2 protein-coding genes are annotated in these 2,252 nt (G+C 63.2%); both read left to right on the top strand.

Annotation, left to right across the window (positions count from 1 at the left end; translation table 11 throughout):
* Positions 1 to 1,187: methylmalonyl-CoA mutase family protein (locus Q8K05_RS06970; protein ID WP_305245783.1), on the top strand; the 1,187-nt coding region annotated here is incomplete at its 5' end.
* Positions 1,184 to 2,221: a methylmalonyl Co-A mutase-associated GTPase MeaB gene (gene meaB, locus Q8K05_RS06965; RefSeq protein ID WP_305245782.1), complete on the top strand. Its 1,038-nt coding sequence runs from the start codon at positions 1,184 to 1,186 to the stop codon at positions 2,219 to 2,221. The genes Q8K05_RS06970 and meaB, both read left to right, overlap by 4 nt.
* Positions 2,222 to 2,252 lie beyond the last annotated feature (31 nt).

The raw sequence follows: 2,252 nt of genomic DNA, 5'->3' as shown, positions 1-2,252 counted from the left end.
ACTGCCAGACCAGCGGCTGGAGCCTGACCGAGCAGGACCCCTACAACAACGTGGTGCGCACCACCATCGAAGCCATGGCGGCGGTGTTTGGCGGCACGCAAAGCCTGCACACCAACAGCTTTGACGAAGCGATTGCGCTGCCCACCGAATTTTCATCGCGCATTGCCCGCAACACCCAGCTCATCATCCAGGAAGAAACCCACATCACCAGCGTGATCGACCCCTGGGCCGGCAGCTACATGATGGAAAAGCTCACCCAGGACATGGCCGATGCCGCCTGGACCATCATTGAAGAAGTCGAAGCCATGGGCGGCATGACCAAAGCCGTGGACAGCGGCTGGGCCAAGCTCAAGATTGAAGCGGCAGCCGCCGAAAAGCAGGCGCGCATCGACAGCGGCAAGGACGTGATCGTCGGCGTCAACAAATACAAGCTCAAAACCGAAGACGCGATCGAGACACGCGACATCGACAACGTGGCCGTGCGCGACGGGCAGATTGCACGCCTCAACGCCATCAAGGCCACGCGCGACGGCGCCGCCGTGCAGGCCGCGCTGGATGCGCTCACGGCAGCCGCTGAAAACAACCACGGCAACCTGCTCGATTTGTGCATCCAGGCCATGCGCCTGCGCGCCACGGTCGGCGAGGTCAGCGACGCGCTCGAAAAAGTTTACGGGCGCCACCGCGCCGACACGCAAAAGGTGACTGGTGTGTATGCTGCTGCTTATGACTCGGCCGAAGGCTGGGATGCCCTCAAAGGTGAAATCAACGCCTTTGCCGAAACCGAAGGCCGCCGCCCGCGCGTGATGATTTCAAAACTGGGCCAGGACGGCCATGACCGGGGCGCCAAAGTCGTGGCCACCGCGTTCGCCGACCTGGGCTGGGACGTGGACATGGGCCCGCTGTTCCAGACGCCCGAGGAATGCGCCCGCCAGGCGATTGAAAACGACGTGCATGCCGTGGGCGTGAGCACCCTGGCCGCCGGCCACAAGACGCTGGTGCCCGCCATCATTGCCGAATTGAAGAAGCAGGGTGCCGATGACATCATCGTGTTCGTCGGCGGCGTGATTCCGCGGCAGGACTACGAGATGCTGTATGAAGCGGGTGTCAAGGGCATCTACGGCCCCGGCACGCCGATTCCGGCCAGCGCCAAGGTTGTGCTGGAGCAGATCAAGGCTGCCTTGAAGTGAGCCCCCGCGCTTTGGTGGACTCCGTACTGCACGGCGATGCCGCCGTGCAGCGCCGCGCCATCGCCAAGGCCATCACGCTACTGGAGTCGACCCGGGCCGACCACCGGGCGCAGGCCGACCAGTTGCTGACCGACCTGCTGCCGCACACGGGCAAGGCCTTCCGCCTGGGCATCAGCGGCGTGCCCGGCGTGGGCAAATCGACGTTCATTGAAGTGCTCGGCCTGTACCTGATTGCGCAGGGGCATCGCGTGGCGGTGCTCACCATTGACCCGTCATCGACCGTCTCGGGCGGCTCCATCCTCGGCGACAAGACCCGCATGGAAATGCTGTCGGTCCACGAGCGCGCCTACATCCGCCCCAGCCCCTCCAGCGGCACGCTGGGCGGCGTGGCCGAAAAAACACGCGAAGCCATGCTGGTCTGCGAAGCGGCGGGCTACGACGTGGTGATTGTCGAAACCGTGGGCGTGGGTCAGAGCGAAACAGCGGTGTCCAACATGACCGACATGTTTGTGCTGATGCAACTGCCGAACGCTGGCGACGATTTGCAGGCGATCAAAAAAGGCGTGATGGAACTGGCCGATCTGGTCATCATCAACAAGGCCGACATTGACGCCCTTGCTGCGATGCGCGCCGAGGCCCAGATCAAGTCCGCCATGCGCCTGTTTGGCCTGGTCAACAACGCCATGGGCAGCGCCCAGGCCGCCGATTTTGACAAGCACTGGCACCCGCAGGTGATTCAGCTCAGTGCGCTGCACAACAAAGGGGTTGACGCGTTCTGGGCGGCGGTGACACAGTTCAAAGACCTGCAAACCGCCAACGGCAAGCTGGCCGAGCGCCGCCAGAAGCGGTCGCTGGCGTGGATGTGGGAACGCATTGACGCCGGCCTGAAGCAGGCGTTCCGGCAAGACCCGGCGGTCAGCGCCTTGCTGCCAACGCTGGTGGACCAGGTGCTGAGCGGCCGTATTCCAGCCTCTACAGCAGCACGAAATCTGCTTGCAGCCCATTCAGGGCTGGCACAAGCAGCTACCAAATAGATAGCAGACAGTGTTTACAGCGCATTAAGAA

The sequence above is a fragment of the Polaromonas sp. genome, assembly GCF_030682935.1.
Taxonomy (GTDB): Bacteria; Pseudomonadota; Gammaproteobacteria; order Burkholderiales; family Burkholderiaceae_C; genus Polaromonas.
The sequence above is the reverse complement of the archived record's forward strand: the minus strand, read 5'-3'. Positions and strand labels throughout refer to the sequence as shown.